This window comes from Aeromonas sp. ASNIH4 (assembly GCF_002934425.1).
GTDB lineage: Bacteria > Pseudomonadota > Gammaproteobacteria > Enterobacterales > Aeromonadaceae > Aeromonas > Aeromonas hydrophila.
Genome location: NZ_CP026217.1, coordinates 1,064,273 through 1,091,270 on the forward strand (window position 1 = coordinate 1,064,273; position 26,998 = coordinate 1,091,270).

Genomic DNA, 26,998 nt, shown 5'->3' on the forward strand with positions numbered 1-26,998 from the left:
CAGATCTGGAGGTGGCTGCAGGCTCGTGCCAGCAGGCGGCAGACCGGCTTCATAGGGGGCTGAATTTTGCCAACAATGGCGGATGAATGGTAGGGGCAAGTTGATGTTTTGTTGGCGAATCGTAAAAAAAAGGCGGCCATCGGGCCGCCAAGGAAAAAAGATAACACTACCTCTGTGGTACCCGGTAACGCACCTGAAGCTGGTCGAGGATCTGCAGCTGGCCCGGCAGACGGGCGGCGAAGTGCTCCCACGCCTTGCGGGCGGGGTCGCTCCAGGCCACCTCGGCGGTCGCCAGCATGCGCGGGAACAACATATAGTCGAGGCGATCGCGAGAGGTGATCAGCTCCGACCATAAGGGGCTCAACACCCCCAGGATGTTATCGTTGGCATGGAAATCGGCTGGGGCCGGGTCACATGCGTAGACCTGCGCCAGATTGAGGGTACCCGCCCAGTAGAGGCCGGGTTCATGGATGTCCTGGCTCCAGGCGAGATCCAGATAGAGGTGCTGGGCCGGTGCCATCACCACCGGATAGCCCGCCGTCGCCGCATCGAGCCCGGCCTGGAAGCTGGTCCAGGCGAAGACGGTGGCCTCCCGGCTCACCTTGTCACCGTGCAGTATCTCCTCCCACCCCAGCATCTGCTTGCCCTTGCCAGCCAGGTAGTGCTGGCAGTGGCGCAGCAGGTGGCCCTGCAGCTCGCGGCAATCCTGATACCCTTGCTCGGCCATCAGCTGCTGGCAGGCGGGACTGTCGGTCCAGACGCCGGTGGGCACTTCGTCCCCCCCCATGTGAACCTGACTCCCTGGGAAGAGATCGCACACCTCGTCCATCACGGCGTCCAGGAACCGGTAGGTGCCGGGCAGCGCCGGGTTGAGCACGTTGTCGTCAAAATATTGCACCGACAGGTAGCGGGAGCGGTCGGCTGCCTCCACCAGCAGCTCGGGCAGTGCCTTGATGGCGGCGTGGCAGTGACCCGGGATGTCAATTTCCGGAATGATGGTGATGCCTAGCCCGGCGCCGTAGGCCACCAGCTCGCGCACCTCGCTCTGGGTGTAGTAACCGCCGTAGGGCTCGGGACCGCCGCTCAGCTGGGGCCCCACCGGCAGGGCGTGACCGCGCCAGGCGGCCAGCTCGGTCAGCTGGGGGAAGGCCTTGATCTCGAGTCGCCACCCCTCGTCATCGGTGAGGTGCCAGTGGAAGCGGTTGAACTTGTAGAGACTCATCAGCTTGAGCAGGCGCTTGAGGGTGGCGAGGGAGTGAAAGTGGCGGGCACAGTCGAGAAAGATGCCGCGAAAACCGAAGCGCGGTGCATCGCTGAGCTCGATGCAGGGCAGGCTCTCGCCGTGCTGCAGATACCACTGGGCCAGGCTGACGAGGCCGTGGCGCCAGCCCGCCTCGCCGCCGGCGGCAATCACTATCTCCTCCGGGGTGATGGTCAGCCGGTAGGCCTCCGGGCCCAGCCCGCTTTCAACCAGCCGGATCTCGGCGTCGTGATCCTGCGCCAGCGCGAGCCCGGTCAGTTCGTTGAAGTGGGCCAGCAGCGGGCCGAGCAGGGGGCTCGGGCCGCTGACGTGGGCGCGCTCCGCCAGCCGGAAGTTGCCCTCCAGCAGCAACAGCCGATCCGGCAGGGGCACGATGCCGGCGAGGGGTTCCACCTCGGGCAGATCCGGCGCCGCAGCGGCGGATTGTGGCAGGCCCAGCTCCTCGCCGGTCAGTTCCACCGGCATCAGCTGGGGGCCGCCGCTGGCCTGGGGCAGGCTCAGGAAGAAGCCGCGCGGCATGTCGGAGAGGCGCTTGATGGGGGTGTTGCGACAGCAGAAGCACAGCTCGCTGGCCCCCGTTTGCGGGATCAAGACCTTGTAGCTGCCGCTCTGGCGCTCCAGCTCCCCCCCCTCTACCGAGCCGGGGTCGATGTGGCGGGCCAGGCAGAAGTGGAGTTTCCAGGGGGCATCCGGCAGCTGGCTCAGGCTGAAACGAAACCAGACGTCGTCACCGTCGCGTCGGTCGACCTGGGTGTGGATCAGGGGTGCAGACATGAAAATTCCTCTGATGGAGTGAAGGGGACGAACAGCCAGACAGCGTCCTTGTGGTATTGGTCAACCCCGGCAGGGAGCCGCAGGGCTGACATGGGCACCCCCCGCAGCGGGCAGACCGGGGTCAGGCCCGCACTTTGGGGTGGGGTGGATGGGGATAGGTTCAGGGATGCAGACACGGGTAGGCCTCCGAGCGGGCAAACAGGATGGCCCCCTCCAGCGCGTCAGCAGTGGGGCTGACCAGCGGCAGGTGTGCCAGGCGGGGGGCGAGGCGCATGCCGATGCCGCCGAGCAGGGCTATCCGGTCGGCGCCCAGCTGGCGCATCCCCTCCAGCAGAGTAGCCAGCTGTTGGCAGGTCTCGTCCAGCAGCTGGCAGGCAAGCTCGTCGCCGTCGCTGGCGGCATCGAACACCCAGGGGGCGAAGCGGCCGTAGTCGGCGGGAATGGCGCGGGCGGCCCAGCGCACCACCTCGGCCTGATCCCGCTTGAAGTGATCGAGCAAGCGAATGGCCAGCGTGCTGGGGGGCAGGATGCCGTCGTGACAGAGCAGGGATTGCTGGATGGCGCGCAGCCCCAGCCAGGCGCCGCTGCCCAGATCCGAGATGGGAAAACCGCGACCGGAGCAGGTGTGCAGCTGGCCGTGGCGATAGATGAGCCCGGCCGAGCCGGTGCCGGCGATGAGGATGGCCCCCTCCTCGCCGCCAAAGGCGCCGAGGCAGGCACCGAAGGCGTCGGAGGTGAGCCGCACGCTCGCAAACGGGAAGGGCATGGTCAGCATGGCGTGATAGCAGTCGGCCAGCTCGGCGGAGGCGAGCGCCAGCCCGACTCCCATCCGTTGCTGAGCATCCTCAGCCAGCCCGGCCTCGATACGGGCCTGTTCGATGGCGGCCAGCACGTTGCCGTGAGCGAGCGCGATGCCGAGCTCCAGATTGGAGCCGGCGGCGCGCCCCTCGCCGAGCAGCTTGCCGGCCCGATCCCGAATGCGGGCGCGGGTGTGGGTGCCGCCGCCATCCACCCCGACCCAGAACTCAATCATGTCGACCTCCATTTCCCTGCGCATTCTGCCAAGTGATGGCCAGAGCAAACCAGGCGGCGTGGGGGATCCACTGCTCGCCCCAGCGCCAGTTCTGATCCAGCCGATCCTTGTACGCCTCTGGAATGAATGCGATCTCCGCCTCGTCATCGAAGCCGGCGGTGATGCCGTTGCAGATCCCCCCCAGCGCATTGGGATAACCGGCGGTGTAGGCGGGGTTGTTGCTGCCATGGCCTGCCAGCATGCAGGCGTTGAACGGGTTCTGCCCCAGGATCCAGTCGAGCTGGTGCTGGCCGAAGCTGAGCAGCGGCTTGCGTTGGCGCGGCAGCTGGGCCGCGGCGGCAAACGCCATGGCGGCGAGCGACGCGAGGCGAGCGTTCTCCCCCTGCCACCAGTAACCAGATTCGTTGTTGTGAGGCATAAAGAAGCTCACCCGAGGGGCCTCATCGACCCCCTTCACATACTGGCGGGCGAGGGTGAAGGGGTTGCCGGGCCGGGCGCAGAGCGCCAGCTCGGCGGCCAGCGCCTGTTCGATGACGCGCTGGGCCGTTCCCTGGCGCGCCGGATCCGGCTCGATGGCGAGATACTCCAGCAGCGCCAGCACCGGCAGGCCCGCCTCGGCGGCGTGGTAGTAGGGGCGCGAGCTATCCTCGTTGGCCGACCAGTAGTGGCCGAGCTCAGGGTGAGGGTGCTGGCGGGCGCACAGCCTGTCGGCCCGCACTCTGGCCTCTGCCAGCCACTCGGGACCCAGGGTGCGGGTCAGTTCGATGGCGGCCAGCAGGGCGCAGTAGTCGTCGATGATGTTCTCGACCCCGTCGTCCAGATAGGCCAGGTTGTGTTCACGCAGGTGCAGGTAGCCGCGGCGGGCCGCCTCGGCGTAACGGCTGGCATCAAAGTCGCCGCTGACGCTCTCGCGGGCGGCGCGGGCCAGCGCCGCGATGGCCATGCCGCCCCCTTGTCGAAAACCCGCCTGCCAGCTGGTGGACTTGAGCCCCTGTTGGGTGGCGTAGGCGCACAGCTCGCGCTGGGCGGGATCCTTGCTCCACTTGTCGAACAGGGTCATGTAGAAGAAGCCCGACTCATCCTGCATCCGGCAGAGAAAATCGGCGCCGTGCAGCGCCTCGTCGTTGAGCCGCTTGCAGAGGTTGACCCCGTCGATGTCCTGGCGCGGGGCCAAAAGCTCCCGGCACCTGAGCAGGGACCAGACCACCATGGGGGTCTGCTGGGGGTTGAGGTAGTTGGCGTAGGAGAGGTGGCTCAGGTACTTGCTCACATCCCCGCTGGCGTCATACCAGCCGCCGTGCACGTCTTTGCGCTGATCGCTGTCAAACAGGCGGGCGCTGCGGTCGGCCCGATCGAAGGCGCCGCTGGCGCGCTGCCCCTTGAAGTAGTGAATGAGGTCGGAGAGGCAGCGGCTGGCCAGCAGATCCTGGCCGATGGTGAAGGGGGCGGTGCGCACGATGCGCTCCTTGGTGCCCGTCTGGATGAGGGCCTCCAGCCGGTAGTGGCCGGGCTCTTTGCAGGGGGAGAAGTCGGCGCGCCAGTAGTGGCGCCCCTGCCAGCCCTCGACCTGGCCGGCCGGCTGCAGCGGGATTTCCAGCAGGATGCGTTCGTCATCCTGGCGCAGCAGCCTGAGGTGGCCGCGGATATCGAGGTCGGTGTCGCTCTGCAGCAGGGCGATCTTCTCCCCGTCGCACTGGTAACCCACCTGATTGATCAAGAGTTCCATCAACGTCTTACTCCTGTGGCTCGCCTGGCGTGGCGAGGCACATTGCGGGGCCCTGACGGCCCCGTGGCGAGGCGTGGCCGGACGCCGTGTCCGGCCGGTCTGTCATTGGTAGAGGTAGCAGCGCACGAAGTGGTTGTCGGCGAGCTTGCTGACGGGGGGCAGGGTCTCCTTGCAGCGGGGCATCGCCTGATTGCAGCGCCCGGCAAACGGGCAGCCGCAGGATTCCGGCGTCCAGAGCGGGATCTCCCCCTTGCGGCCCCCCTCCAGCTCGGCGTGGATGCTCTTCTCGGGGTCCGGCACCGCCGAGATGAGCAGCTGGGTGTAGGGGTGCTGGGGGTGGTGCAGGATCTCGTCCACCTCGCCCCACTCCACCATGTGGCCCACGTACATCACCGCCAGATCTTCGGCCACGTAGCGGGCGGTGGCGATGTCGTGGGTGATGTAGAGCATGGAGACCCCGAGCTCATCCTTCATCTGCTCCATCAGGTTGAGGATACCGATGCGAATGGAGACGTCGAGCATGGAGGTGGGCTCGTCCGCCAGCACCACTTCGGCCTCCACCGCCAGGTTGCGGGCGATGTTGACCCGCTGGCGCTGGCCGCCGGAGAGCTGGTGCGGGTACTTGGCCGCGGTGGCCTTGGCGGGGGTGAGCCCCACCTTCTCCAGCAGGCCGTAGACCATGTCGGGCAGATCTTTCTTGTCGATCACCTTGCTGTGCAGCAGCAGGGGGCGGGCGATGTGGTGGTAGATGGTGTGGGTCGGGTTCAGCGAACCGAACGGATCTTGCCACACCATCTGCACGCTCTGGCGGTAGTCGAGCAGGGCGGTGCCCTTGTTGAACTCCTCGAGGTCGCGGCCACGATAGAGGATGCGGCCGCCAGAGAGCTTGTACATCTTGGCGATGATCTTGGCGATGGTGCTCTTGCCGGAGCCGGACTCCCCCACCACTGCCAGGGCGCGGCCCCGGTGCAGGTTGAAGGTGATGTCCGAGAGGGCCCGCATCTTGCCGCTCTTGATGGCGTTGGAGTTGACGGGGAAGTCCTTGTAGAGGTGCTGGACTTCGATGATGGGGGCGTCGGTTTGGGCGATTTGCATGACAGACATCCTTAACAGCCAGCGGCCTTGTCCAGATAGATCAGGGGATCTTGTTGCTCATCCTGCGCCTCATAGAGGTGGCAGGCGGTTTGTTGGCCGGGGCGGATCTCGGCCAGTTTGGTGTACTGCTGGCGGCAGCGCTCGTGCACCCTGGCGCAGCGGGCCTGAAAGCGGCAGCCCACCGGCACCTCCAGCAGGTTGAGCGGGGTGCCCGGGATCCCTTCCAGCACGGTTTTTGGGCCGTGCAGAGGCGGGAAGGAGTTGCCGAGCCCCTTGGTATAGGGGTGCAGCGGCGCGGTCAGGATCGCTTTGGCCGGCGCCACCTCCACCAGTTCACCGGCATACATGATGCCGATGCGATCGCAGAACTCGACCATCAAGGAGAGGTCGTGGGTGATGAACAGGATGGAGAAGTTGAACTTCTCTTTCAGGGCATAGACCTTCTGCAGGATCTCCCGCTGCACCACCACGTCGAGCGCCGTGGTCGGCTCGTCCATGATGAGCAGCTCAGGGTTGAGCGCCATGGCGATGGCGATCACCAGCCGCTGGCGCATGCCGCCGGAGAACTGGTGCGGGTAGTCCTTGAGCCGGCTCGGGTGGATGTCGACGATGGCGAGCAGCTCCTGGGCGCGCTTGATCGCCTCGTAGCGGGTCAGCCCCGGGTTGTGGGCCAGCAGCACGTCGCAGAACTGCTCCTCCATGCGCAGCACCGGGTTGAGCGCATTCATGGCGGACTGGAACACCACCGACACCTGCTGCCAGCGGTAGGATCGCAGGCGCTCGTCGCCGTAATGGAGGATGTTCTCCCCCTTGAACAGGATCTCGCCACCGCTGATGTAGGCGGGCGGCTTGTGCAGCCGCGCCACCGAGAAGGCGACGGTGGACTTGCCGCAGCCCGACTCGCCGGCCAGGCCGAACACTTCACCGGGGGCGATGTCGAAGCTGACCGAGTTGACGGCGCGCACGTCGCCGTTCTCGGTGATGTAGTCGACGCAGAGGTTGCGTACCGACAGCAGGGGTTGTTGCGATCTCATGCTGTCTTCTCCTGTACGGCCGGCACCGGCGTGGTGACGGGGGCGGCGAGTTTCTTCCAGCGATTGAGCCCCTTGTGGGAGCGCAGCTGCGGGTTGGCGATTTCGTCGATGGCGAAGTTGAGCAGGGCCAGGCCGGCACCGAGCGTTGCGATGGCGAAGCAGGGGGCCAGGATCTCCCACCAGGCGCCGACTAGGATGGCGCTCGAGGTCTGGGCGTTGTAGAGCATGATGCCCCAGCTCACTACGGTGGGGTCGCCCAGGCCGAGGAACTCCAGGGTCGCCTCGGTAACGATGGCGTAGATGATGGAGCCGATGAAGCTCACCCCTATGATGGAGATAAGGTTCGGCAGAATTTCCACCAGGATGATGCGCCAGGCCGGCTCGCCCAGCACCTCGGCGGCGATGACGAACTCTTTTTCGCGCAGCGCCAGAGTCTGGGCCCGGATGACGCGCGCGCCATAGGCCCAGGAGGTAAAGCCTATGATGAGCGCGATCACCGTCGGTGACGCCTCCCCGATAAAGCTTGCCAGCACCAGCAGCAAGGGGAGGTTGGGGATCACCAGCACCACGTTCATCAGGAAGGTGAGGCACTCGTCTATGACGCCGCCGAAGTAGCCGGCGGTGATGCCGACCGTGATGGCGAGGGCGCACACCAGAATGCCGGCACCGAAGCCCACCATCAGGGAGATGCGGGCGCCGTTGGTGAACTGGGCCCAGATGTCGTGGCCCATGCGGGTGGTGCCCATCACGTACTCGGCACTGGGCGGCTGGTGCGGGCGGGAGACCCGCTTGGTCGGCTCATAGCTGGCCAGCAGCGGGGCGAACAGCGCCATCAGCACGAAGCTGACCACGATGAAGAGGCCGCAGGCGGCCTTCTTGTTGCCCAGCAGGATTTTCAGAATAGTCGGCATGCGCATCTTATTTGCCTCCGGTACGCAGACGGGGATCCAGGAAGACGTAGAGCACGTCGGCCAGGAAGTTGAAGCTGAGCATGGTGATGGTCATGATGAGCAGCTGCCCCTGAATGAGCGGGTAGTCGCGGGCCAGAATGCCCTGATAGAGGGTCAGACCCAGTCCCGGGTAGTTGAAGATCACCTCGGTGATGAGGGATCCGCCGATGACGAAGCCCAGCGCCATGGAGAGGGCGGTGACGCTCGGCAAGATGGCGTTGCGGGCGCCGTAGTTGAAGATCACCCGGTTGCTGGAGAGCCCCTTGGCCTTGGCCATGGTGATGTAGTCCTCGCCGAGCAGGTTGATCATGTTGTTGCGCATGGTGATGAGAAAGCCCCCCACCTGCACCATGGCCAGGGTGCCTACCGGCATGATGGCGTGGGTCAGGATGCTCTTGATGTGCTCCCAGCCCCAGTCAGGCTTGATCTCCGGGCTGTAGGCGTAGCCGATGGGCAGCCACTCCAGGCTCACCCCGAACAGGAAGAGCGCCAGCAGCGAGATGACCACCGGCGGAATGGCCTGCATCACCAGGGTGAGTGGGGAGAGGAAGCTGTCCATGCGTCCGCCCCGGTGCCAGGCGGCGAAGATGCCGACGATGGAACCGATGGAGAAGCTCAGAATGGTGGAGGTGCCCACCAGGAACAGGGTCCAGCCGATGGCGCGGCCGAGCACGTCGGCGACCGGTTGGGGGTAGTAGCGCACCGAGGTGCCGAGATCCCAGGTGAAGACACTCTTCACATAGGTGAGAAATTGGGTGCCGATGGGGCCGTCCACGAACCCGAAGGTGGCCTTGAGGGCTTCCAGGGCGGCGGGTTCCATCATGGCGCCGGCCCGGGCAAACATGACGGAGACGGGATCCCCCGGCATGGCTCTGGGTAGCAGGAAGTTGATGGTGGCGGCCACCAGAAAGGCGACCAGATAGAAGGAAAAGCGTCTCAGTATGAATCCCATTATGATACCTTTTACTGCTGGTCCGCCCCGCGCCGGGCATAGTTACCCCAACCCCGGCAGAGCCGGGAAAAAGGGGGATGGGCGGGGAAGAGGGCCCCCCGCAGGGGGCCGGGATTGATTAGCTGTTCGGCTTGAGTGACAACACGTGCAGCAGACGCTCCGGGGTGTCCGGGTGAACCTGCGGCTTGGCGACCGGGTTGTCGGCACTGAACCAGCCGTGGAAACGCTTGGTGCTGTATTCGTACCAGGTCGGGTTGTTGAATACCGGGATGATGGTCTGGTTGGCACCGACCCTGTCCTGGATCTCGAACATGATCTCCTTCTGCTTGGCGGCATCAGCGGTCTGGGTAAAGTCGTCGATCAGCTTGTCCAGCGCCGGATCCTTGTAGCGGGGCGCCGCAAAGCGGTTGCCGCGCTCACCCATGTTGCGGGAGTGGAAAGCCGTCTCGAAGTACTTGTGCGGGTTGGCACCGGCAAAGTAACCCTGCAGGGCGACGTCGAAGTCACCGGTGATGAGGTTTTCAGTCCAGACGGTGGCTTCCGGGGTGGCGGTCTTGGCGTTCAGGCCCAGTGCCTGCAGCCCTTCCACGCCGATCTGGGCGGTGTTGACCCAGTCGGTCCAGCCGTTCGGTACCAGCACCTTGAACTCGATCTTCTGGCAGGTGGGGGTGTCGAGGAACTTGTCGCCGTCACAATCCTTGTAGCCGGCCTGTTTCAGCAGGGCCTTGGCGCCTTCCAGATCGAACTTGTTGTACTTGCCGTACTTCTTGTCCACTTCCGGGTTGTTCCAGGAGTCAAAGGCTTTGCCGAGCCCTGACGGGTACTCGTTGACGGTCGGGTAGCCATAGCCCGCGATATCCACCATGGACTGGCGATCCATCGCCATGGAGAAGGCGCGACGGAAGTTGATGTCGTTGAAGGCTTCGTGGTTACCCGGTTTCTTGGCCTGGAAGTTGACGTTGAACGCCACCGTGCCGGAGGCCGGGAACCAGTACTTGTTGTTCTTCGGATCGTTGCCGACGTAGAGGCGCTCGATGTCCGGAACGAAGGAGCCGAACCAGTCCACGTCACCCTTCATCACCGCGGCCAGAACCTGGTCGTTGGTGGCCATCTGCGGCATGCGCAGGCAGTCGATGGAGAGGTTGGCGTTGTCCCAGTAGTGCGGGTTGCGGCACTGGGTGTAGAGCTGGGCGGAGAAGTTGTCCACTTCGGTGAAGGGACCGGTGCCGACCGGTTTGTCGTTGGTGAAGGCGACCGGATCTTTCACCGATTTCCACTGGTGCTCGGGCACGATGGGCACCAGTACCAGGTCGTTCACCACGTTGGTGTTGACGTCGGTCAGGTCGAACTTGACCTTGTTGGGGGCCAGCTTCTCGACGCTCTTGATCTGGGTCCAGATTGAGCGCTCGTCCAGCGCCTTGTTGGCCTTGACCAGATTGAAGGAGAACAGGATGTCATCGGCGGTAAAGGGCTGACCGTCCGACCACTTCACGCCGTCACGCAGATCGAAGGTGACGGACTTGAGGTCCTTGCTGAACTCGTAGTGGGTGGCCAGACGATAGACGGGTTTGCCACCCTGCATATCGTTGAAGATCACCAGCGGTTCATAGATGAAGTGACGAGTGGTGTGCAACAGACCCGCTTGCAGGAAGGGGTTGAAGTTCTTGACCCACGCGGTCTCCTGTTGTGCGACCAGGGTCAGCACCGTCTTGTTGTCGGCCGCCATGGCGTTGCCGGCAGCGCCGGCAAGCATCATGGTGCCCAGCATTACAGCAGTAGAGATTTTGGATACTTTGGCAAGCATATTATTTCCTTTCTTATTTATATTCCTTGTTTGGATTTGAGCACCGACTTCGCATGCTGGGGAGGTCGGCCCTCAATGTTGGCCAGGTTTTGCACCCTTGTAGTTGTGTCATCCAACGTCCCTAGCAAAGCAGAGTTAACAGGAAAACAACAACTGTTCAGATCGTCGATATCGTAAAAATCGACGCCCTCACGTCAATTTCGTCAAAACCGCTTTTAACTCGATTTAAATCATTAGGTTATGTTAATTGCTTTGGCGTAATAAGTCCCTGTCAATCGACCTTCCATGACAATTGTGTGAATTGGATCGGCTCTTGTTTTGACGTATGGCGAAGGCTTAATTCTGCACAAAAAAAAACCGCCCCGGCAAGTGTGAGCCAGGGCGCAGATTGGGCGGTGGATATCAGGGCTTGCGGTTGGCGAGCTGACGCAGGGTCTGGGCGCTGTGGTGCAACTGCTGGCGCTGAGCCTCGTTGAGCGGGCCGTGGCTCAGCACATACTCGGCGGTGGCGACCACCGTCTTCCAGCGCGGCGCCTTGGGCAGGGTATCCAGGCTCAGGTACTTGTCGAGGGTGCGGGTCTGCGGGCTGGAGCGATCCATGTAGACCCGCCACAGCTTGCTCTTCTCGGCCAGCACTATCTTGCCCTTGCCGGTGCTCTGCTGCCAGGCATCCAGAGTGAGCCGCATGGTGTCCACCAGGGCGCGGCGCAAGGGCTCGTCATCCTGCTGGCGGATGAGGTCGTCGGCCAGCGAGCGGAACTCTCCGCCCAGCCGGCTCAGCTCGCCCAGCAGCTGGCCATCCTCGATGATGGCCTGGCGTGACAGGCTCTTGAGGGCGTTCTCCAGCGCCATCACCCGGTTCTCGTCCTGCCGCAGCTCGGTGCTGAGAGTGAGGGCGAAGGCGGCCTGGCCCCCCAGGCTGATGGGCAGGGCGCGGGCATTGAGCTCGTCTTTCTGGCCGGCCACCAGAAACGCCAGCTGCTGCTCCCCCCGATCGTGCAGCTCGGGCCACTGGCTGGTCAGCGGGCTGGCCAGCCAGTCGTCCAGCGGTTGTCCCTCCATGGCTTCCGGCTCCTGGCCCAGCAGGCGGGCCAGCGCCCGCGAGGCGAACAGCACTGTGCCCTGGCCGTCGATGAACACCATGGGGTCGGCCCCTTCGCCGAGCAGACCCAGCAGTCGCTCCTGATCCTGATGCAGCTGTTCCTGCAGCAGCAGACGGTGCTCTATCTCCTGCTTGAGCAAGCGATTCTCTACCAGAGAGGCGCGCCCGGCGCTGGCTTCCAGCAGGGCCCTGACCCGGGCGAACAGCTCCTCCTTGCAGAAGGGTTTGACCAGATAGTCGTTGGCGCCGGCGTTGAAGCCCTCCTCGATGTCTTTGGGCTGGTTGAGGGCGGTGAGCAGCAGTACCGGCAGCTTCTCCTTGGGGTGCTGCTGGCGTAGCCGGCGGCAGACGTCGAAACCGGAGAGGGTGGGCATCATCACGTCCAGCAGGATGAGGTCGACCGGCTCCTGAGCCAGCTTGGCCAGCGCATCGTGGCCGTCGCTGCTGGGCAGGATGCGATAACCGCAGGGCTGCAGCAGGTGGCGCAGGATGTGCAAATTGATGGGCTCGTCGTCCACCACCAGGATGAGAGGCGCATCCTCGGGGGGAGGGGGGAGATCCTCGCTCTCCCAGTCCGGCAGGATCAGCGGCTGCTGGCGCACCAGCTGGTGCTCGATCTGGCGGCTGTCGAGGGTCAGGCTGCCCGCCTTGCCGCTGGCGAGCGGCAGGGTGAAGGCGAAGGTGGAGCCGACGCTCGGCTCGCTCTCCACGAACAGCTCGCCCCCCATCAGGTGCACCAGCTGGCGGGTGATGGAGAGGCCGAGGCCGGCCCCCTGCTTGCTGACCTCCGGGCTCATCTGCACCAGCGGCTCGAAGATGTGCTCCAGGTGATCCGGGGCTATGCCGATGCCGGTGTCGGTCACCTTGATGCGCAGGAAGTTGTCCTCCACCAGGGCGCTCAGCACCACCTTGCCCTGCGGGGTGTACTTGATGGCGTTGCCCACCAGGTTGTAGAGCACCTGTTCGAGCCGCTGCTCGTCGGCCAGTACCGGCGGCAGCTCCACCGGGCTGATGTCTACCAGGGTGAGCGGCTTGGCCTGCACCAGGTGCTGGCAGAGATCCAGCACCAGCCGGATGACTCCCTTGGAGGAGACCGGCTGGGGGTGGATCTCCAGCTGGCCGTAGCGCATCTGGTGGTAGTCGAGCAGATCGTCCACCAGCCGGGCCAGGCCGTCGGCGCTCTTGATGATGAGCCCCAGCTGTTTTTGCTGTCCTTCGGTCAAGTCCTGCTGGCTGGCGAGCATGGACTCGGCCATCCCCTTGATGCCGTGAATGGGGGTGCGCAGCTCGTGGGAGGTGTTGGCCAGCAGTTCATCCTTGAGTTTGTCCGCCTGCTGCAGACTGAGGTTCTGCTTGTGGGTCAGCTTGACCTGCTGCTGCAGCTCCTGGGTCTGGCGCTCGATGAGTTCGATCTTGTCCTTCACCGAGCGCTGCATGTGGCGAAACGCCTGGGCGAGCCGGTCGATGTCGTCGTCGGTACGTTCGATGGCGATGGGGTGATCCAGCGCACCGTCGGCCACCTGTTCGGCGGCGGCGGTGAGGGAGCGCAGCGGCGCCGTGATGGAGTGGGAGAGCCAGCGGGAGAAGAGGATCAGCAGCAGTAGGGAGCCGGCCCCCAGCAGGATCACCAGGGTCTCCAGCTGGCGGATGGGGCGATAGGCCTCGCTGGTGGAGATCTCGGCGATGAAGGCCCACTCGGTGTCGAACACCTTCACCTGGGTGTAGGCGGCCAGCACCTCGTCATCGTGGTAGGAGCGAAACAGCCCGACCCCCTGCTCGCCGGAGAGCGCCTTGACTACCAGCGGGGTCTGCAGCGGCCGGAAGTTGGGGCTGAAGCTATTCTCCACGCTGAATTCAGGCGCCAGCCAGGCGTTGGCCCGCATCCGCTTGTCCGGGCCGATGAGGATGGTCTCGCCGGTCTCGCCCAGTCCTTCCCGCTCCGCCATGATCTGGTTGAGCTTGTCAGGCAGCAGCTCGAAGATCACCACGCCGCGCACATAGTCGTATTGCATAACGGGGGCCGCCATGTAGGCGACCACCTGGCCGGTCAGCTCGTTGCGGCCAAAATCGGTGAACTCGAAGATTTGCTGCGGCTTCTGGCCACCGTCGAGGCGGCGCTTGATTTTGGCAAAGGTGCTGCCAAGGCCGCTCGACTGGTAGGGGCCGGAGAGCAGGTTGGTGGCGAAGTTGGCGTGTTTGGTGACCGAATAGACCACGTCGCCGTTGAGATCGATGAGAAAGATGTCGCTGTAGTTGGACTTGCGCACCATGTCGGCGTAGCCGCGGTGAAAGCGCTGGTGTACCCGGCCGTACATCTCGTCCGCCAGGATCAGGGCGCTGATGGAGGGTTCGATGTCGCTGGTGCTGTCGGGTTTTTGCAGCTGATCCCAGGAGCCCGGCACATAGCGGGCCTGGGCGCGGGCGCGGGCCTCCTGCGGTGTGGTGCCGAGTTTCTCGAAGGCACCGGTGAAGCCGTAGAAGCGACCGATACTGTTGCCGGCAAAATCCTGCTGGGAGAAGTTGATGATCTGCTCTTTGAGGTTGCCGAAATAGTCTTCCAGCTGGTTCTTCTTGATGTTGCGAACGGAAACCAGATGGTTGGAAGTCTGGGTGGTGAGATCCTTGCCGTGGCTATAGAGGAAAAACAGGGTGACGACCAGGAAGGGCACCATGGCTAGCATGAAAAATGCCAGCATCAGCTGCGGCCTGAGCCCACGGGGCTTGAAGATCCATTTCATTGGGTGATTTTCAATTGAGAATCCGGTTACTAACCGCAGCAAGTCTCTGACTAAAGGCTAATCATTTCAATGACTTTATCTCAAATTCGCCTGTGGGGTCACAGCCTGGTGCGGATTTTTTGGGCAAGCCGTCTAAACCCTGAGCAAACAGCACGGGAAAGGGGCCAAAGTGCGAAAAAAGGGTTGTGCCCGCGCTCGGGGTACGTATAATGCGCCTCGTTGTCAGGCAACTGGCAGCAAGCAGTACAGGCGGGAATAGCTCAGTTGGTAGAGCACGACCTTGCCAAGGTCGGGGTCGCGAGTTCGAGTCTCGTTTCCCGCTCCAATTTTCCATGGCACCAATCATGGATATCACTTTCAAGGCAATGCCTTGTCAGCATGGCGCGTTAGCAAAGCGGTTATGCAGCGGATTGCAAATCCGTTTAGTCCGGTTCGACTCCGGAACGTGCCTCCATTTTCTCCTAGCTTCATTTCTTAAAGCATTTCATCACACCAGCCCGGTGTGGATCACTCTGCTCAATATCCTTGCTGCAACAACAGCTGCTCACAGCCCTGTTGCTGCCACTCTCGTTCCAGATAGCGGTTGACCTGCGTCAGGTCCTGTCCCCGGTATTGAAACTGCACTTCGGCCGAGTGTTCGGTCACATCCATCATCTTCTGTTTCAACTGGCCGCATTGCCACATGCTGACGGTCGGTGCTCCCTTGTAGGCCAGCGTGATGCTGTCGGCCTGGTTGAGTTGCCAATCCTGCCATTCCGACCAGAGCAGCAGGCCCAGTATCCCTATGATCGCCATTTCTGCGGGTTTCATCGCACCGACTCCATCTTGAGTGCCAACTCATTAAATCTGGTCGACGGGAGCTGCTTTGCCAGCTTTTGTTGCCTGTAAGTTAATGGATGTAACCCAATTTCACTTTAAGGCTTTTAAGGGATCTTTTTGCAAAAAAATGGGAATCTTGGTGTAGTAATCCTACAAATTGTGGAGTAATCTTTGTTCAGTGGTCTTACCAGTAAGGAGTTCTATCATGTTTCATCCCTATTCCCTGACTCAGATAATTCTTCGTCGCATCTATGTGCTGCTGGTGGGTATGCTGGCTTTCCCCGTGATGCTGTTTCGCAGCGATCGGGCCCGTTTCTACAGCTATCTGCACCGGATCTGGAACAAGACCAGCACCAAGCCGGTATGGCTCAAGATGAGCGAGCGTGGCGAGCGGATCTTCTACTAAGTCAGGTTTCAATTGAAAAAGACAGCTGCGGCTGTCTTTTTTGTCATTAAGTATCGACCGCCGATGCCCGCACGGTTGTATCGTGCCAATCAAACCCCGCCCTCTGGCGGGGTTTTTTATTGCCTGCATCCCTGGGATTGGCGGCGGCAGGGTGGCGCAGTGCACATTTTCATGGCGAAAGAACATTTGAAAGGGGAATGGAATAACCCTTTAAAAACAATATTTTGCCAATTGTGTTTTTTATAGATGTGTCGATTTTGCATTTTTTTTGAAATCAATTCGTCGGCGCTCCGGTTCTATGGAGGGCATCCGGTCGTGACCGATCGGGCACACCACACACAATCAGAAGGAACAGAGAATGAACGTTAAAAAGAGCACTGCCATCGCCTCCGCCATGACCGGTCTGCTGGCCCTCGGCGCCCAGTTCGTCGCCGCCCCGGCCATGGCGGCCGATGAAAAGGAGAAGTGCTACGGGGTGGTGAAGGCGAGCAAGAACGACTGCGCGACCAAGACCAGCTCCTGCGCCGGTACCGCCAAGATGGATGCCCAGGGTGACGCCTTCGTAGTGGTGCCAAAGGGGCTGTGCGAGAAGCTGGCGGGCGGCTCGCTGCAACCCAAGTAAGGCTGGGTGCCACGGTGTTGCCTCAGGGGCACCGTGGCCTTCTTTTGGCTGGTTTGCAGCGAGGCTTTGCGATGAACCCCTTGATTGGTATTGGATTGCGCACGCCCCATTACGACGAGATATTGCGCACCCTGCCGGCGGTTGGCTGGCTGGAGGTGCACAGCGAAAATTACTTTGAGCGTCACAGCCGGGGTTTTCAGGTGCTGAGCGAGTTGGCCCGGCACTATCCCGTCAGCCTGCACGGCGTCGGCATGTCCTTGGGCTCGGCCGATGCACTCGACCTTGATCACCTCGCCAGCCTCTCGGCGCTGGCCCGCGCCATCAAACCGGTGCGCATCTCGGAACACCTCAGCTGGGGCAGCATTGGGGGGCGCCACTTCAACGATCTGCTGCCGGTCCCCTATACCCGGGAGAGCCTGCTCAACATGAGCGACAAGATCATGCAGGTGCAGGAGGCGCTCGGCTGCCGGCTGCTGATCGAGAACCCCTCTTCATACCTGCAACTGGCGGGGGAGATGCCGGAGTGGGAGTTTCTGGCGGAGCTGCAGCAGCGCAGCGACTGCGCCATCCTGCTCGATCTCAACAACCTCTATGTCAGTGCCTTCAACCACGGCTTTGCATGCCGCGACTATCTGGCCGCCATCGACATCGCTACGGTAGGCGAAATTCACCTGGCCGGTTTTACCGATCAGTCCCTGCCGCAGGGGCACCTCTATATCGATACCCACAGCGCGCCGGTGAGCGAACCGGTGTGGGCCCTCTATGCCGAGATCTGCCGCCAGCGCGCCATCCCCACTCTGATCGAGTGGGACCTCGAGATCCCGCCGCTCCCCGTGCTGTTGGCAGAGGCCGAGCGCGCGAGCGCCATGCTGGACGCCGCCATGGCCGCTGATCTTGTGCCGGAGGCCGCCCATGTCTGAACTGGCTCGCCGGCAGCAGCAGTTTGCCGAGGGGCTGCTTGGCCAGAGCGAGGCCATTCTGCCCCACATCCACTCCCGTCTCTTTACGGCGAATGCCGTACTGCAGGTCTATCGCAACCACTTCATCCTGAGCCTTGGCGAGGTGCTGGCGGGCAGCTATCCGGCCGTCAAAGCCATGGTGGGGGAGGCGTTTTTCGACGCCGCGGCGCGCGGCTTCGTGCTGGCAGAGCCGCTCTGCGAAGGGAGCGTGATGCATTACGGCGCCGGCTTTGGCGACTGGCTTGCCCGGCTGCCGACCACCGCAAATCTGCCCTGGCTGGGGGAGCTGGCCCGCTTTGAGTGGGTACTGGAGCGCACCAGTTTGCTGGCTGCCGAGGGGCGCCACTGGCCGGCCGAGCGGGTGGCCGCCCTGTCACCAGCGGCCTGGCAGACGCTGGTGCTGATCCCGGCCTGCGATCTGTGTCTGTTCGACAGCCCGCGCCCGGTTGATGCCCTCTGGCAGATGGCCCTGCACGAGGGCGAGACAGTGCAGGATCTGGCGGCTCCCGCCTGGCTCGCCCTCAAGAAACAGCCCGATTGTCGGGTATTGCCGCTGAGCCTGAGCGAAGGAGAGTGGCGCCTGCTGGATGGCTGCCGCCGGGGCATAGCCCTGTCGGCCCTGCTGGCTCAGGACTCGCAGGCTGCAGAGTCTCTGACCCGCCTCGTCACCCTGGGCCTGCTGGTCGATGTGACCTCAACGCTGGAGTAATTTCGATGACAAATCACAAGTGGACACTGATGCAACCGGTGGGCCCTGCCGTTCCCTGGTGGCTGAGCGGCGCCCTGTTGCTGCTGGCCAGGTGCTGGGTGGCGGCGGCCTTCTTTCGTTCTGGCTGGCTCAAGCTGAGCGCCTGGGACAGCACCCTCTATCTGTTCGAGTTCGAGTATCAGGTGCCCCTGCTGCCCTGGCAGTGGGCGGCCTGGCTTGGCACGGCCACCGAGCTGTTGCTGCCGGTGCTGCTCTTGGCCGGCCTCTTTACCCGGCCGGTCGCCGCCCTGTTGTTTGCCTTCAACATGGTGGCGGTGATCTCCTATCCCACCCTCTGGGCCGGCGGTTTTTACGATCACCAGCTGTGGGGCTGGATGCTGCTGACCCTGGTCGTCTGGGGCGCGGGGCCGCTGGCCTGGGACCAGTGGCGCCTTGCCAGGCGGGCGTGAAGTCTCCACACTGGCGCTTTGTTCAGGCGCCCGCGGGGTGTCTGTTCACCTCAACGAGCGTCACAAGGAGAAGCGCCGATGATCATCCGTCAGGCAACGCAGGCAGACATTCCCGCGCTGGTGACCCTGCGCATGGCACTGTTTTGCGAGGTGGGGGAGCTGAGCGAACCGCTGGCTGACCTCGATCTCTGGCAGGCAACCAGCCGCTACTTCAGCACGGCGCAGGCCGAGGAGAGCGCCCGCTCCTGGGTGGCGGAAGTGGATGGCGAGGTGGTGGCGAGTGTGACCCTGGCCCTCTTCGTGCGCCCGCCCTATCCCGGCAACCTGGCGGGGAAGGAGGGCTATCTGCTCAACATGTATACCCTGCCGGCCCACCGTCGGCAGGGGTTGGCGGGCGCCCTGCTGGATCAGATGGCGGATTATGCCAGAGCGCAGCAACTGGGCCGGGTCTGGCTGCATGCCAGCGACGAGGGGCGCCCGCTCTATGAACGGATCGGTTTTGTGGCCAATCCGGCTTACCTGGAGTGGCAGCCCGGGTGATCCCTCGCCGGGCCTTGCACGTATCAGGCGCAGGCTGCACTGCGAGCCCCTCGCCGGCTGTGGCAAAATATCGGCCAAATTCTGATCGCACCACGGTGCTCAACTAAGATCAGCCTCAACAGGTTCGTGACGGTTCACCCAGCACCGAGTCTTGTGCCCTTTTCCATCTTGTCAGTACAGAGGTATGACATCCATGTTCAACAACAAGCTGAAGGCGCAGTTGCAGGCCTGCCAGGCACAGCTGGCCGAATTCCAGGGCTTCGTGGAGGCGGTCAAGGAAGGGATCGCAACCATCATGTTCACCCCGGATGGCGAGATCCTGGAGGCCAACCAGCCATTCTTGAGCCTGATGGGTTACAGCGCGATGGAGTTGCAGGGGCAGCACCACCGAATGTTTTGCAGCCCGGAGCTGGCTCGCTCTGCCGATTACCAGCAGTTCTGGGCCCAGCTCAAGCAGGGCCGGGTCAAGTCCGGCATCTTCTCGCGTCTCAACAAGCGGGGCGAGGTGGTCTGGCTGGAGGCGAGCTACTTCCCGGTCAAGTCGCAGGGGCGGGTGACCCGAGTGATCAAGATCGCCAGCGACATTACTGACAAGCATCAACAACTGCTGCGTCAGGAAGCTGTCACCAAGGCGCTGGAACGCTCGCTGGCGATGATCGAGTTCACCCCGAATGGCGACATCATTTCGGCCAATCCCAACTTCCTGAGCTGTCTCGGCTACACCCTGGCCGAGATAAAGGGGCGCAATCACCGCATGTTCTGTGATGACGCCTTCTATGAAGAGCATCCCCGCTTCTGGGAGGAGCTGGCTCAGGGACAGTTCAAGTCCGGGCTCTTCTTGCGGCGCAACAGTCATGGCGATGCGATCTGGCTGGAGGCCACCTACAACCCGATCTGCGACGAAAGCGGCAAGGTGAACCGGGTCATCAAGTTTGCCAGCGACATCACCGAGCGGGTGACCAAGAGCCACGCCGTGCGCGATGCCGCTCAGGTGGCCCATGCCACGGCGCAGGAGACCCTGCGCAGTGCCGAGCAGGGGGCGGATCTGTTGCGCTCGGTGGTGGACACCTCGTCGCTCATCAGCGAGCAGGTGGACAAGACCATTCTGCTCATCAACCAGCTCAACGAGCAGTCCAAAAGCATCGAGGCCATTGTCTCCACCATCAGCAGCATCGCCGATCAGACCAATCTGCTGGCCCTCAATGCAGCCATCGAGGCGGCCCGGGCCGGGGATCAGGGGCGCGGTTTCGCAGTGGTAGCCGATGAGGTGCGCCAGCTGGCGGCACGCACGTCGCTCTCCACCGACGAGATTGCCAAGGTGGTGCAGAAGAACCGCGAGCTGACCGCCAAAGTGACCGACGACATGGCCAGGGTGGCCGGCAGCGCCGAGCTCGGCAAGCAGCAGATCGACAAGGTCAACGAAGTGATGGCGGAGATCCGGCAGGAGGCCAACAACGTCTCGGCGACCGTCTCCAGCCTCTCCATCTGATGCCGTTCAGGGAGCCTGCCTCGTGAGAGGCAGGCTGTCATCCTGGCCGTTATTTCGACAGGCTGTGTGAATGGTGAGCAGTCGATATCCCAGTCTGAACCCCCGCTGTATCGCGCCCTGCTTGTGAATTGCCCGTTGGTGGCGGCCTGTTTAGGCTTGCCGCCTCATTATTTCTGGAGCAAGCGAAGACGATGGCAACGAGAAGAAAGGGCAGGGCACTGGCGCTGCTGGCGGGCATGGTGGCAAGCGTGGGACTGAGCGGCTGCATGGGGCAGATGGGGTTCTCCTCCATGGTGACCAAGGGCAACCTCAGCGTGGTGGACAACCGTTATGGCCGGGCCGGGGTCTTCGTCCTGCTCTCGCCGGTCTACGGCCTGGCGGCCACCGCCGATCTGTTCGTGTTCAACACCATCGAATTCTGGTCGGGCAAGAACCCCATCACCGGCAAGTCGCCGGCGCTGGTGGATCAGAAGCTGGACGCCCTGATCAAGGTCAACCAGCACCTGGATCCGTCCCTCAACAAGGTGCCGCTGGCCATGCTGCCGCAAGGGGTACGTGAGGTGGAGGTGAGCTACCCGGACGAGCGCACCGCCCAGATGGAGGTGCACTACCTGGACGGGCGCAGCAGCCTGATGCGTGGCGAGAAGCGCGGCGCGTTGCTGGACATCTACTTCGACGGCCGGCTGGTGTCGACCCTGACCCCGGCCCAGCTGGAGGAAAAAGCCCGGACTGGCAGCGCCGAGGCGTAAATTCATCTGAATCCAGATCTATTCCTCTCTGGATAAGGTATACCTAGTCAGCAGGCAAGATCGCCATGATGTCCAAGGGAGCAGGCTATGACGGTGAATGGATTGCGGTTGGCAGAGTTGATTGGTTCCCTCAGTCATGCACTCGACATGACCGAGGGGCAACCAAGAGGGCACTGCATTCGCTGTTGCTGGATAGGTTCCCGACTGGCCGAGCGGTTGGCGCTGGATGCCCGGCAGCGCCATGATCTCTATTACATGCTGCTGCTCAAGGATCTGGGGTGCAGCAGCAATGCGGCCCGTATCTGCGAGCTCTATCTCACCGACGATCTTCACTTCAAACGCGACTTCAAGCTGGTGGATGGCTCCCTCTCGGAGGTGGTTAACTTCGTGCTGGGCCACACCGGCCTACAGGCGGACCTGCTGGGGCGTTTTCGCAGCCTGTTCCATATCTTTCGCAACGGCGATCAGATAGCCAACGAACTGATCCAGACCCGTTGTCATCGGGGGGCGGACATTGCTCGCCAGCTGCGGTTCAGTGAAGAGCTCGCCGCCGGCATCCTCTCTCTGGACGAGCACTGGAACGGCAAAGGTCGACCGTTGCAACTGGCCGGTGACGCGATTCCGCTCTTCTCCCGTATTGCCCTGCTCTGCCAGGTGGTGGATGTGTTTCACGCCGCAGCTGGCCCAGATTCAGCCCTCAAAGAGCTGCGTGAGCGCAGCGGCAGCTGGTTTGATCCTCAATTGGTTAGCGAGTTTGAGGCGTTGGCGGATGACGACTTCTGGCAAGGACTGGCGGATCCCGGTTTGGCTGAGTGGGTGTTCGTTCACCCGGCCGGGCAGGGTGAAGTCGCTCTGGATGAAGATTATCTGGACGAGATCGCGGCGGCGTTCGGCCAGGTGGTCGACTCCAAAAGTCCCTACACCGCCGGTCATAGTAGCCGGGTGGCGCTCTATACCGACATCCTCGCCACCCAGATGGGCCTGTCCGAGCAGCGAAGACGCTGGCTCAAGCGCGGCGCCCTGCTCCATGACGTGGGCAAGCTGGGGGTGAGCAACGCCATTCTCGACAAGCCGGGCAAGCTGGATGCGCAGGAGTGGGCCGCCGTGCAGATGCATGCCGCCTATACCGAGGAGATCCTGAGTCGCATCGGGGCGTTCGAGGAGCTGGCGCAAGTGGCGGGTGCCCACCATGAGCGCCTCGATGGCAAGGGTTACCCCAAAGGATTGAAAGGGGACGAGATAGCCTTGGAGACCCGCATCATCACCACGGCCGACATTTTTGATGCCATCACTGCCAAACGGCCCTATCGCGGTGCTATCCCGGTGCCCCAGGCGCTGGAGATGATGGCCGAGACGCTGGGTTCGGCCATTGATCCGGACTGCTTTGCTGCCCTGCAGGCGGGGATCCAGGATTTTTCCCTTTACCTCCCGCTCAAGCAGCCGCTGGCAAACGCCAGTTAATGTTGGCGCCATATCGGGCCTCAAGTCACTGGCCTTTTAACGACAACGCCCCGCTTTGCGGGGCGTTTTGCTATGGGTGGTTCTGGCTGCGGGGCGGGTGTATCACCAGACCCAGCAGCCGGCGCAGGTGGATGAGCTGTTCGGTGAGCTGCAGATTGAGCCACAGATAGCCGCTGATGGCGGCCTCGCCACCGGCATCGATCCGCACCCTACCGGCCGCCTCCTGCAGACGGCTGATGGCCAGTTCAGAGCCCTGCAGCTCGCCGCTTTTGAGCATCAGCGCCAGCTCGCTCATCAGCGCCTCGGTCGCCTGCTGGCAGGCGCGCAGCTCCGGGGTGCTCTGCATCAGAAAGTGGCTCTGGCGATCGCGCCAGTAGGTGTTGGCCAGCATCTCCAGGGTGCAGAGGGTGTTGCGCATGGTGGTCTGGATCGCTTCGAACAGGGCGCTGCCAAGGCGGGTCTCCTTGACGGCCGGGGTCAGCAGGGGGCGCAGGCTCACCATCTTGGAGAGCAGTCTGGCGTGGCTGTGGGCGAGGCGCGGCCGCTCCAGCACGTTGGGGGAGAGGTGGGTGTGGTAGAGCCGCTGGGCCTGCTGCAGGGTGTCGTGCATCTGCAACCGCCAGTGGCTGTAGGCGCGCTGGGGATAGATGCTGCAAAACAGCAGCGCCAGCAGGGATCCCAGGATCACGTCGGCACTGCGCCACAGGGCGGTTTCGATGTCGCCGGGCATGGCCCCCATGGTGACGCCGAGGGTGATGCCGATGAGCAGCCCCACGTAGGGGCGCTTGCCGAGCGCCAGATAGCCGCACAGGAACATGATGCAGCCGCACCACAGCAGCATCAGCGGCAGGGAGTAGAGCTCGAGATAGAGCGCCACCACCCCGCAGCTGGCGCCGAAGATGGTGCCGACCACCCGCTGCAGGGCGCGCGACAGCACATTGCCCCAAAACGAGATGGGGCCCATCACCACCACCAGGGTGATGAGGGGCCAGGTGCTTTCCGGCAGCTTGAGCTCGCGGGTCAGCAGAAAGGTGAGCATGAAGGCGAGCGCGATGCGCAGGCCGTGGACGATGCGGTAGTGACCGTAGATCAATAGATCGAGTCGGGAGAGGGGGGCATTCAGGCGCAAGGGACAAGCCTCGGATTCATGGGGGCAGCCACCCCGCCACGCCCGGCGGGGTAGACACCGGTATCAGGCCACTCGTCCCTGGAGTGGGTGGATCCAGACCCGCTCGCCGACCGTGATGGCTGGCTGGGCGGGGACGATTTCAATCAGGCAGTTGGCATCACTCATGGAGCTGAGGATGCCGGAGCCCTGCGGCCCTGTGGTGCGTACCCGCAGCACGCCGCTGGCGTCCTGATGGAAGATGCCGCGCAGGAACTCGGTGCGTCCCGGCCGGCTCTTCATCTGCTGTTCGGCCAGCGCCGACAGGCGCAGCGGCTGCCACACCCGGCCTTGCAGGCGGGCGATGGCGGGTTCGACGAATTGCAGGAAGCAGATCATGGCGGCCACCGGGTTGCCGGGCAGGCCGAAGAAGGGGGTCTGCCCCAGCTTGCCGAAGGCGAGCGGACGGCCCGGCCGCATCTGGATGCGCCAGAAGGCGATCTGGCCAAGCTCGGCCAGCACCTGCTTGATGAAGTCGGCATTGCCCACCGACACCCCGCCCGAGCTCAGCACCAGGTCGGCGTCGGCCGCGGCCTGTGCCAGCTGCTGGTGCAGGATGGCGGGATCATCGGGGATGATGCCAAGGTCCATCACCTCGCAGCCGGCCCCGGCGATGAGCGCCATCAGGGTGAAGCGGTTGCTGTCGAAGATGTGGCCGGGGGCGAGCGTCTCGCCCGGTGCCTGCACCTCGTCGCCGGTGCTGAACAGCGCCACCTTGAGCGGCGCGCGTACCGTCAGCGTTGCCTGCCCCAGAGAAGCCGCAAGCCCGAGCTGAGGGGCGCCGAGGCGGGTGCCGGCTGGGATGGCGACCGCGCCCAGCGCCAGATCTTCGCCGGCCTGGCGCACGTTCTGCCCCGCCTTGACGGGGGCGCTGACGCTGACCCACTCATCCTCAAGCTGGGTCTCTTCGCGCATCACCACGGTGTCGACACCGGGGGGCAGCGGGGCGCCCGTCATGATCTGCACCGCCTGTCCGGTCAGTACCGGCTCGCTGCGCGGTTGGCCTGCCAGCACTTCTCCCACCAGCTGCCAGCGGCCGGCGGCGAGATCGTCGCTGCGCAGGCCAATGCCGTCCATCGCCGAGTTGGCGTGGGGCGGCACATTGATGGGACTGACGAGATCCCCCGCCAGCACGGCGCCGTGGCAGCGGGCGAGCGGCAGGTCGATGCTGCGGGTAGAGGGGGTGAGTGCATCAAGAATGGCCTGGCGCGCCCCCTCGACCGACAGGAAGCCGGCCCCCGGCGCCTGCTCCTGCTGCCGGCTCTGCACCAGGTAGGCGCAGACGAAGTCGGCGATGGCCTCCAGATCATTGATGTCGAGCCGGGGCAGGGCGGTCTCTGTGGGCTGATCGCTGGCCACGGCGATGATGTCGCGATCAAGCGGGAACAGCAGCGGCTTGCCGATGGCGGCGCGGTGCAGCTCGATTTTCGGGAAGTGCTCGTGCTTGAACCCTTCCACCAGCAGCAGGTCGAGGCTGCGCTGATCGAAGCTGGCCAGCAGCTCGCGAAAATCGGCCTCACCCAGATCGGTCTCAACGATGCGGGCGTGACGGCGGCGGGAGGCCACCATCATCTGGCTGGCACCGGCCTGGCGCAGGCGGTGGCTGTCTTTGCCCGGCTGGTCGATATCAAAGTCGTGGTGGGCGTGCTTGAGCACCCCGAGGCGCAGGCCGCGGCTCACCAGCAGGGGGATGAGCTGCTCGAGCAGAGTGGTCTTGCCGGTGCCGCTCCAGGCGGCAAAGCCGAGCAGGGGCAGGGTGGGGGCCGGGGTCATGAAGTGGCTCCTTGTCCGGTCGCGGAGTCTGGCAGGCGCGCCTCGTAGGCGGCCAGCTCGTCCGGGCTGTTGAGATTGATGAAGGCATCCGGCTGGTCGGCAAAGCTCACCACCGCCATCTGGTGGCGGGCAAACCAGATATCGATTTTGCGCTCTCCCTCGGCCAGCGCGGCGGATAGGGAGGGGAGCAGGGATTTGTGCAGCAGGGCCACCACGGGTTGCAGCCAGTCACCGTCATGGGCCACCACCAGCTCGGTCGCCGGGGTCAGGGCGGCGCGAAAGCGCGCCATCAGATCGCGGGGCAGGGCGGGGCCGTCGCAGGGCACGAACAGCACCCAGTCGTGGCGGGCGGCGGCAAGGCCTGCCTGCATGCCGGCCAGTGGGCCGAGATAGTCGGGGTTGTCGTCGCCGATGACCGGGGCCAGCGCCTGGTAGCGGGCCTGGCTGCGGTTGGCGTTGATCAGGATCTCGTCCACCTGGGGCCTCAGTCGGTCAAGCACGTGGTCGATGAGCGGGCGGCCCGCCAACTCGACCCAGCCCTTGTCGGCGCCCCCCATGCGGGTGGCACGGCCGCCGGCCAGCACCACGGCGGAGACGGGAAAGCGGTCAGTACGAGGTTCGCTGTTTGAGGTCATGTCGCTCGATGATTTTCAAAGGAGTGGGTTCGTGCAGCCGGCCCCGGGCGAGGGTCCATTGCCGCTCGCACAGGTCGGTCAGATCGTTGCTCTGGTGGCTGATGATGACCAGGCCGCTGCCCTGTTCCCGCAGATCTTGCGCCATGGCGGCCATCAGGGCAACCGAATGTGCATCCAGATTGGCGGTGGGCTCGTCCATCAGCAAAAAGGCGGGCTGCAGTGCCCAGGCGCGGGCCATGGCCAGACGCTGACGCTCGCCGCCAGACAAAATGCTGATGTGCTCCCGTGCCAGGCTCTCCAGTTCGACCCGGCGCAGCGCCTCGAACACCCGTACCTCGTCGGCGGCGCGATGGCCGAGGGCCCAGGCCACGTTGTCGTGCACGCTGCGATCAAACAGGTAGGGGGTCTGGTGCAGGTAGGTGACCCGGCCCGGCCCCGGATCGCGCTTGAGCCACTGGCCGAGCTTGCCGCGCCAGCCAGAAGGGAGGTTGGTGTGGCCCCGGGTCGGGGTGAGCAGACCGGCCAGGATCTTGAGCAAGGTGGTCTTGCCCACCCCGTTCGCGCCGCGCAGCCAGATGGCGTCGCCGGCCGCGATGGAGAGCTGCTCAATCTGGAACAGGTCGCGCTCGCCAAAGCGCATCATCAGCTGGTGGGCGGTCAGGGCCATGGCGTACTCCGGTGGATGGACGGTGGGGGCATGGTCGGTTCTTCACATAACCGTGACCGCGATAGAGAGGGGGTCAGCAGCATTTG

At 63.7% G+C, this 26,998-nt stretch carries 23 protein-coding genes and 2 tRNA genes; 11 read left to right on the forward strand and 14 right to left on the reverse strand.

Annotated features, from left to right (window positions below; translation table 11 throughout):
- Positions 1-166: 166 nt before the first annotated feature.
- From C2U40_RS05035 to C2U40_RS05075, 9 genes are all read right to left on the reverse strand, one after another.
- A complete protein-coding gene (locus C2U40_RS05035; protein ID WP_103827020.1) occupies positions 167-2,035 on the reverse strand; it encodes a beta-N-acetylhexosaminidase in 1,869 nt (622 codons plus the stop codon).
- Positions 2,036-2,195: 160 nt separating this feature from the next.
- Positions 2,196-3,068 carry a BadF/BadG/BcrA/BcrD ATPase family protein gene (locus C2U40_RS05040; protein WP_103827021.1) on the reverse strand — a complete coding sequence of 291 codons (873 nt, stop codon included), beginning with the start codon at positions 3,066-3,068 and terminating at the stop codon, positions 2,196-2,198.
- Positions 3,061-4,794, reverse strand: a complete 1,734-nt coding sequence (locus C2U40_RS05045) for a glycoside hydrolase family 9 protein (RefSeq protein WP_103827022.1) — start codon at positions 4,792-4,794, stop codon at positions 3,061-3,063. The genes C2U40_RS05040 and C2U40_RS05045 overlap by 8 nt, the downstream gene beginning before the upstream one ends.
- A gap of 102 nt (positions 4,795-4,896) precedes the next feature.
- Positions 4,897-5,889, reverse strand: coding sequence for an ABC transporter ATP-binding protein (locus C2U40_RS05050; protein ID WP_016351558.1), 993 nt, complete (start codon positions 5,887-5,889; stop codon positions 4,897-4,899).
- 11 nt (positions 5,890-5,900) lie between these two features.
- Positions 5,901-6,923, reverse strand: a complete 1,023-nt coding sequence (locus C2U40_RS05055; RefSeq protein ID WP_011706885.1) for an ABC transporter ATP-binding protein — start codon at positions 6,921-6,923, stop codon at positions 5,901-5,903.
- On the reverse strand, positions 6,920-7,840 hold the full coding sequence (locus C2U40_RS05060) for an ABC transporter permease (RefSeq protein WP_011706884.1): 921 nt from the start codon (positions 7,838-7,840) through the stop codon (positions 6,920-6,922). Before C2U40_RS05060 ends, C2U40_RS05055 begins: the two co-directional genes overlap by 4 nt.
- Position 7,841: 1 nt before the next feature.
- Entirely contained in the window at positions 7,842-8,825 is a 984-nt protein-coding gene (locus C2U40_RS05065) for an ABC transporter permease (protein WP_011706883.1), read from the reverse strand.
- Between the two features lie 118 nt (positions 8,826-8,943).
- Entirely contained in the window at positions 8,944-10,629 is a 1,686-nt protein-coding gene (locus C2U40_RS05070; protein WP_043160064.1) for an ABC transporter substrate-binding protein, read from the reverse strand.
- 402 nt (positions 10,630-11,031) lie between these two features.
- Entirely contained in the window at positions 11,032-14,469 is a 3,438-nt protein-coding gene (locus tag C2U40_RS05075) for an ATP-binding protein (RefSeq protein WP_181014710.1), read from the reverse strand.
- Positions 14,470-14,718: 249 nt separating this feature from the next.
- Between C2U40_RS05075 and C2U40_RS05080 the strand changes: the two genes are divergently transcribed.
- Together C2U40_RS05080 and C2U40_RS05085 are read left to right on the forward strand one after the other, a co-directional pair.
- A tRNA-Gly gene (locus C2U40_RS05080) sits at positions 14,719-14,794 on the forward strand.
- Between the two features lie 55 nt (positions 14,795-14,849).
- Positions 14,850-14,923: transfer RNA gene (locus C2U40_RS05085), tRNA-Cys, on the forward strand.
- Between the two features lie 62 nt (positions 14,924-14,985).
- On the opposite strand, the gene C2U40_RS05090 is transcribed toward C2U40_RS05085, so the two are convergent.
- On the reverse strand, positions 14,986-15,279 hold the full coding sequence (locus C2U40_RS05090) for a hypothetical protein (protein WP_011706880.1): 294 nt from the start codon (positions 15,277-15,279) through the stop codon (positions 14,986-14,988).
- Positions 15,280-15,493: 214 nt separating this feature from the next.
- On the opposite strand from C2U40_RS05090, the gene C2U40_RS05095 reads away from it, so the two are divergent.
- From C2U40_RS05095 to C2U40_RS05135, 9 genes are all read left to right on the forward strand, one after another.
- Positions 15,494-15,694 carry a YbfA family protein gene (locus tag C2U40_RS05095; RefSeq protein ID WP_011706879.1) on the forward strand — a complete coding sequence of 67 codons (201 nt, stop codon included), beginning with the start codon at positions 15,494-15,496 and terminating at the stop codon, positions 15,692-15,694.
- 358 nt (positions 15,695-16,052) lie between these two features.
- A complete protein-coding gene (locus C2U40_RS05100; RefSeq protein WP_016351554.1) occupies positions 16,053-16,316 on the forward strand; it encodes a BufA1 family periplasmic bufferin-type metallophore in 264 nt (87 codons plus the stop codon).
- 71 nt (positions 16,317-16,387) lie between these two features.
- A complete protein-coding gene (gene bufB / locus C2U40_RS05105; RefSeq protein WP_103827024.1) occupies positions 16,388-17,236 on the forward strand; it encodes an MNIO family bufferin maturase in 849 nt (282 codons plus the stop codon).
- The gene (locus tag C2U40_RS05110) at positions 17,229-17,984 is read left to right on the forward strand and encodes an HvfC/BufC N-terminal domain-containing protein (RefSeq protein ID WP_103827025.1); all 756 of its coding nucleotides are present in this window, start codon (positions 17,229-17,231) and stop codon (positions 17,982-17,984) included. Before bufB ends, C2U40_RS05110 begins: the two co-directional genes overlap by 8 nt.
- 5 nt (positions 17,985-17,989) lie before the next feature.
- Entirely contained in the window at positions 17,990-18,433 is a 444-nt protein-coding gene (locus C2U40_RS05115) for a DoxX family protein (RefSeq protein WP_103827026.1), read from the forward strand.
- 78 nt (positions 18,434-18,511) lie between these two features.
- On the forward strand, positions 18,512-18,973 hold the full coding sequence (locus C2U40_RS05120; RefSeq protein ID WP_103827027.1) for a GNAT family N-acetyltransferase: 462 nt from the start codon (positions 18,512-18,514) through the stop codon (positions 18,971-18,973).
- A 193-nt stretch (positions 18,974-19,166) separates the two neighbouring features.
- Positions 19,167-20,462: a methyl-accepting chemotaxis protein gene (locus C2U40_RS05125; RefSeq protein ID WP_181014711.1), complete on the forward strand. Its 1,296-nt coding sequence runs from the start codon at positions 19,167-19,169 to the stop codon at positions 20,460-20,462.
- Between the two features lie 128 nt (positions 20,463-20,590).
- Entirely contained in the window at positions 20,591-21,211 is a 621-nt protein-coding gene (locus C2U40_RS05130; RefSeq protein WP_103827028.1) for a DUF3332 domain-containing protein, read from the forward strand.
- Between the two features lie 87 nt (positions 21,212-21,298).
- On the forward strand, positions 21,299-22,672 hold the full coding sequence (locus C2U40_RS05135; protein ID WP_103827029.1) for an HD-GYP domain-containing protein: 1,374 nt from the start codon (positions 21,299-21,301) through the stop codon (positions 22,670-22,672).
- 70 nt (positions 22,673-22,742) lie between these two features.
- On the opposite strand, the gene C2U40_RS05140 is transcribed toward C2U40_RS05135, so the two are convergent.
- The 4 genes from C2U40_RS05140 to C2U40_RS05155 all read right to left on the reverse strand — a co-directional run bounded on the left by C2U40_RS05140 (position 22,743) and on the right by C2U40_RS05155 (position 26,912).
- Positions 22,743-23,801 carry an FUSC family protein gene (locus C2U40_RS05140; RefSeq protein ID WP_103827030.1) on the reverse strand — a complete coding sequence of 353 codons (1,059 nt, stop codon included), beginning with the start codon at positions 23,799-23,801 and terminating at the stop codon, positions 22,743-22,745.
- A gap of 63 nt (positions 23,802-23,864) precedes the next feature.
- Positions 23,865-25,610, reverse strand: coding sequence for a bifunctional molybdopterin-guanine dinucleotide biosynthesis adaptor protein MobB/molybdopterin molybdotransferase MoeA (locus C2U40_RS05145; protein ID WP_103827031.1), 1,746 nt, complete (start codon positions 25,608-25,610; stop codon positions 23,865-23,867).
- A complete protein-coding gene (gene mobA, locus C2U40_RS05150) occupies positions 25,607-26,245 on the reverse strand; it encodes a molybdenum cofactor guanylyltransferase MobA (protein ID WP_029299481.1) in 639 nt (212 codons plus the stop codon). The genes C2U40_RS05145 and mobA overlap by 4 nt, the downstream gene beginning before the upstream one ends.
- Positions 26,217-26,912 carry an energy-coupling factor ABC transporter ATP-binding protein gene (locus tag C2U40_RS05155; RefSeq protein WP_005303221.1) on the reverse strand — a complete coding sequence of 232 codons (696 nt, stop codon included), beginning with the start codon at positions 26,910-26,912 and terminating at the stop codon, positions 26,217-26,219. The genes mobA and C2U40_RS05155 overlap by 29 nt, the downstream gene beginning before the upstream one ends.
- Between the last annotated feature and the right edge of the window lie 86 nt (positions 26,913-26,998).